The 4,949-nt window shown below is 42.0% G+C and carries 5 protein-coding genes; all 5 read left to right on the plus strand.

The genetic code is table 11. The annotated features are described in order from the left end of the window. Positions 1–53 precede the first annotated feature (53 nt). A complete protein-coding gene (locus tag A9239_RS00065) occupies positions 54–1,727 on the plus strand; it encodes an ABC transporter substrate-binding protein (protein WP_048155002.1) in 1,674 nt (557 codons plus the stop codon). Beyond that, positions 1,705–2,565 carry a class I SAM-dependent methyltransferase gene (locus A9239_RS00070; protein WP_048118984.1) on the plus strand — a complete coding sequence of 287 codons (861 nt, stop codon included), beginning with the start codon at positions 1,705–1,707 and terminating at the stop codon, positions 2,563–2,565. The genes A9239_RS00065 and A9239_RS00070 overlap by 23 nt, the downstream gene beginning before the upstream one ends. Before the next feature lie 115 nt (positions 2,566–2,680). Beyond that, positions 2,681–3,577: an ABC transporter permease gene (locus A9239_RS00075; protein ID WP_230629236.1), complete on the plus strand. Its 897-nt coding sequence runs from the start codon at positions 2,681–2,683 to the stop codon at positions 3,575–3,577. A gap of 197 nt (positions 3,578–3,774) precedes the next feature. Beyond that, positions 3,775–4,548, plus strand: a complete 774-nt coding sequence (locus A9239_RS00080) for an ABC transporter permease (RefSeq protein WP_230629235.1) — start codon at positions 3,775–3,777, stop codon at positions 4,546–4,548. Positions 4,549–4,550: 2 nt separating this feature from the next. After that, complete coding sequence (locus tag A9239_RS00085; protein WP_141706310.1) at positions 4,551–4,763, plus strand: hypothetical protein; 213 nt, start codon at positions 4,551–4,553, stop codon at positions 4,761–4,763. Positions 4,764–4,949: the final 186 nt, after the last annotated feature.

The raw sequence follows: 4,949 nt of genomic DNA on the forward strand, positions 1-4,949 counted from the left end.
ATTCATATTGCAGGTGATTAGGTAGGTTAATTCACAAAATAAGGTGTTCTGTGATGGAGAAAAAAAAGTTATTATTTTCTATTTTCTTGACAGCACTGATTTTAATAACGGCGGGCTGTGCTAATAAGGACAATACTCAGGCCGGAGCATCGGCTGAAAACGCTTCTGATCAGACAGGGGCATTGGTTGAGAACCCTTCCGACGGATCAAAGTATGTGGATGTTGTAAATCTAAGCGGAGGAGATTGTGGCTATCCACAGCCGTTTACAATATATCCGAGGGGTCCTGGGTCATCAAAAGTTGGAATGATCTTTGACAGCCTGTTCGAAAGGGATGAAAAAGGTATAATTCCCTGGTTGGCTGAAAGCTGGGATGTCAATTCAAATGGAACAGAATATACAGTTTATCTCCGTGACGGTGTCAACTGGAGCGATGGAGTGCCTTTTACGGCAAATGATGTTAAATTTACTTTCGATTACGAGCAGAAAAATGTGCCCATATCAGGTGGAATTGAGTCCGGTATTATAGATAATGTTCAGGTTGTGAATTCCAGTACCGTCAAGTTCGTACTCACTCAGCCTGCTTCTCCATTCATTTATAAGCTCACGAGTTTTAAAATCATACCTGAGCATATATACAAAAATGTCTCCGATCCTACCAGTTTCCTTGATCCGGAAGCAGTCATTGGCACTGGCCCGTTCATTCTTGATGAGTACAACAAAGAGCATGGAACATATCGGTTTGTAGCAAATGAGAATTTCTGGGGACCGGAGCTTGCCGTTAAAGCCGTCGAATTTATTCCGGTCAGCGACTCATTGATAGCTTTTGAACAGGGACAAATAGATTTCACAAGTATATCGCCTGATACTCTTGACCGGTTCAAATCAGATTCTGATATAAGAATAGTCCAGCAGCCGGCTTTCTGGGGTTACCAGTTTTATTTCAATATGAAAAAATGTCCTGAACTAAATAACAGTAGAATAAGGCAGGCCTTTGCTTACGCCATTGATCGCGATGAACTGGTGGAAAAGATCGCAAGAGGTGCAGGCAAAGCCGGTAAAATGGGCATACTCCCTGAAGACCATATTTGGTATAACTCTGACCAGCCAAAATATGATTACAATCCGGATAAGGCTCGAGCATTGCTTGAAGAAGCCGGATGGACTGACACAGATGGGGATGGAATACTTGATAAAAACGGGGAAAAACTGTCATATGTATTATCTCTTGGCAGTAACGAAGTCCGTATCGGCGAACTTATAAAAGAGAGACTGAGTGAGGTGGGAATTGACGTTCAGGTGAAAGCCCTTGAGAGTAAATCCCGTGATGCCAATCTAAAGAGCGGAGACTTTGAACTTGCGATCAGCGGCTTTGGCGGCTGGGGGCAGGATGCGGATTATCTCCGTACAAGGTACTGTGACACAGGTGCACAGTCAGGAAGTGTATCATCTGGCGCAGCAATATTTGGTTACCACAATGATACCCTGAATGATCTTGGCACTCAGGAATTGCAGGAATTGAACGATAGTAAACGGAAAGAAATAGTATACAATATGCAGATCGTACTTGCTAATGATGTACCCGCAATACCGCTCTATTATACTACATCATATGATGTATGGCGCATTTCAAAATATGACGGCTGGATGAATAGATACGATCACCATGCAAGAACACACAGTATTCTTTCGTATTTAGAGAGGGATGGAATTGCAACAAAAAGATAACATTGATAACCTGATCGACTGCTGGAAAAAAACTACAACTAGTGTGATGCTCCAGGATGAGGGCAGGATGGCAGCGTTCTGGAACAAACGTTCTGGGGACTATGCGAATAACATTGAAAAAGATAACAGAAAGAAGAGAACCGATGAGATTCTCGACCTCCTTGAAGAGGCCGGATTTAATCCGGAAGGTTCCAGAGTCCTGGATATCGGGTGCGGGCCCGGTACTCTCACTCTCCCTCTTTCAAAGCTTGGAGCAGAGGTGACAGCACTTGATATCTCATCAGGAATGCTTGACAGACTGAAAGATTCTGTAAAAACAGAGTCTCTTCCGGTAGATATCGTTGAATGCTCCTGGTGGACCGCAGACATAGATGAGCTTGGGTTCCGGAATGAATTTGACCTGGTAATTGCATCCATGACCCCGGGAGTAAAGGATATCGAAAGTTTTGACAAAATGATGGAGTGCTCGAAAAATCTCTGTTATTACAGTAACTTTCTGAGAAGAGAAGAGGACAGGGCATATCGTGACATCAGGAGTTCGATACTCGGTGAAAAATCCGAAAATAACATGAACGGCATAATTTATCCATTCATGTATCTTTACCTCTCAGGCTACAAGCCATCGCTTCGGATCAACCATTCCGAATGGAAGGATGAACTAAACTGGAAAGAAACGGCAGAACAGACAATAGGGTTCATTGGAAGGGACCGGGATTTTGATGACGAAACAAAGCAGAAAATAAAGGATTATTATCAAAATGCCTCCCCAGATGGAATCTACCATTCTGAGTCTGATGTATATACCGGTATGATGGTTTGGGAAGTTAAAGGCAGATGATCGGATAGTAAAGGGAAAAGATGATTGGATGGTAAATGACAGGAATTCGTTTATTTTCAGGTTGTTATCAACACTTTTTATAATTCTTGTCATTAATTTTTTTCTACCGAGGATGATGCCTGGAGATCCATTCTCAACAACTTCCGCAGATGAAGTTGGGGAAGACATTATTGTAATGACAGAGGAGCAGCACCTTTATTACATAAATTATTACGGACTTGACAGGCCATTGCCTGAACAATTTTTAGCATATATGAAAAACCTGATGACTGGCAATCTTGGAAGGAGTATTTATTATAAAATGCCGGTCAGCGACGTAATACTGCTCCATCTTCCCTGGACTATATTGATTGTCATGAGTGCTACAGTAATCAGTACAATCTCCGGTGTGGTTCTTGGAACAATTTCTGCAAAGAACCGGAAGAAGGAGAGTGATAGAATTATGATGACGGGTATGATTGCCTTTGCAGAAATTCCTTCCTTTCTGCTTGGTCTGATCCTTCTTCTGATTTTTAGTGTATATCTCAGGCTTTTTCCACTTGCAGGTGCTGTTATCCCCTTCGCAAACTATAATGGTCCTGCAGAACAGATACTGGATATATCGTACCATGCCTTTCTGCCTGTTCTGACTCTCTCACTTTCACAACTGACCGGCGTGTACTTGCTCACCAGAAACACACTGATTACTGTAACCACAAAGGATTATATCAGGACTGCCAGAGCCAAAGGTCTGGGTGAAAAAAACGTTTGGATCCGGCATGCACTCCGAAATGCACTGCTCCCGGTAGTGACAAGAACAGGTTTTACGATCGGCATAATGATGGGGGGTGTTGTACTGGTTGAGAATGTTTTTTCCTATCCAGGCATAGGGATGACACTCAGAAGTGCTGTAGTCGGCCGGGATTATCCGCTTATTCAGGGTATTCTCCTAGTAATTGCAATTTCCATACTTATCTGCAACCTTCTGGTTGACAAAATATACGGGAAACTTGATCCGAGGGTTGTGATATAATAAAGGATACTGATGCTTCTGGAAACGCCGGAATACTCTCTTTTATTCAGGCTTTAAATATTAATAAAATTAACAAAATTGGTAGAGTTAACGGAATTGACAGAATTAACAGAACTGTCAGCAGCATAGCTAAACCATTCTCCAGGTTCAGTACTGAAGGTAAAATTGGTATCCTTGGAATTCTCTGCATCATTTTAATGGCAGTTTTTGCTCCTGTGATAACAATTTATCCTCCTCAGAAGATTACAGGCGATTCACTTGAACCTCCTGGTCCCGGACACATACTTGGAACCGATGAACTCGGTCTGGATATCTGGTCACAGATATGTTACGGTGCAAGAATGAGCCTTACAATAGGGCTTGCCGTAGCCGTTATAGCAGGTTTTGGGGGAGGAGCTCTTGGAATACTGGCAGGATATATTGGAGGGCATGTTGATCAGGGCTTGATGAGAGTAATTGATGTGACAATGGCTCTTCCAAGCTTTCCTCTTCTGATTGTAATATCTGCTTTTCTTGGTCCAAGCATTCTTAACGTAATTCTTATACTTGTTATTTTCAGCTGGGCCAAACCTGCACGTATTGCACGTTCCCAGACATTGTCACTAAAGAATAACAACTATATTATTGCCGCCAGGAACTACGGCGCAAAGCCATTTTACCTGCTCCGGAGGCATATATTTCCTGAAGTTCTGCCTGTCCTGTTTGTGCTTGTCATCGGGATATCCTCACACGCAATCATAGCCGAAGCAGGACTTGCCTTCCTGGGCCTTGGAGATCCTACTTCCAAGAGCTGGGGGATGATGCTTAATCATGCAACCAGTTTCCGTTCGATATATTTTACACCTTACTGGAAATGGTGGTTATTGCCTCCGTTGTTTATGCTCATTTTCCTCCTGCTCTGTCTTGCATTCATAAGCAGGGATATGGAAAGGATACTTGATCCGATATTAAAGATAAAAAAAGGCTTATGATCATGAGTCTGCTTAAAACCAATGATTTTAAATGCCACTATCTGACCAACATTTCCAGGCTTAAGGGAAGCGAGTTTAAACACCTGGAAATCGGAATGCAGATGATTTTCCAGAATCCGAAATCTTCCCTCAACCCCAGGATGAAAATATACGGTTTCATTGCCGAACTTTTAAGGCTACATAGGCTCTGCGAAAGGGATGAAGAAAAAGCATGACATGGAAGTCGTAGATTAGATGAGCGATGGGGTGTGGTTATGGAAGAGGGAAAATTATTGATTTCAGATGACTTATCATGGTTTCTATGATTTTCAATTTATTTCCAATTAACTTCCAATTTATTTCCAATTTATTTCCAATTAACTTCCAATTTATTTCCAATTTATTTCCAATTAATTTCCAAT

It is taken from the genome of Methanosarcina sp. A14 (assembly GCF_001729375.1).
Lineage (GTDB): Archaea > Halobacteriota > Methanosarcinia > Methanosarcinales > Methanosarcinaceae > Methanosarcina > Methanosarcina barkeri.

What these genes read in the sequence shown, in the direction of transcription:
- A9239_RS00075 (WP_230629236.1), top strand. Translation starts at nt 2,681, where the DNA reads ATGCCTGGAGATCCATTCTCAACAACTTCCGCAGATGAAGTTGGGGAA.
- A9239_RS00065 (WP_048155002.1), top strand. Translation starts at nt 54, where the DNA reads ATGGAGAAAAAAAAGTTATTATTTTCTATTTTCTTGACAGCACTGATT.
- A9239_RS00070 (WP_048118984.1), top strand. Translation starts at nt 1,705, where the DNA reads ATGGAATTGCAACAAAAAGATAACATTGATAACCTGATCGACTGCTGG.
- A9239_RS00080 (WP_230629235.1), top strand. Translation starts at nt 3,775, where the DNA reads ATGGCAGTTTTTGCTCCTGTGATAACAATTTATCCTCCTCAGAAGATT.
- A9239_RS00085 (WP_141706310.1), top strand. Translation starts at nt 4,551, where the DNA reads ATGAGTCTGCTTAAAACCAATGATTTTAAATGCCACTATCTGACCAAC.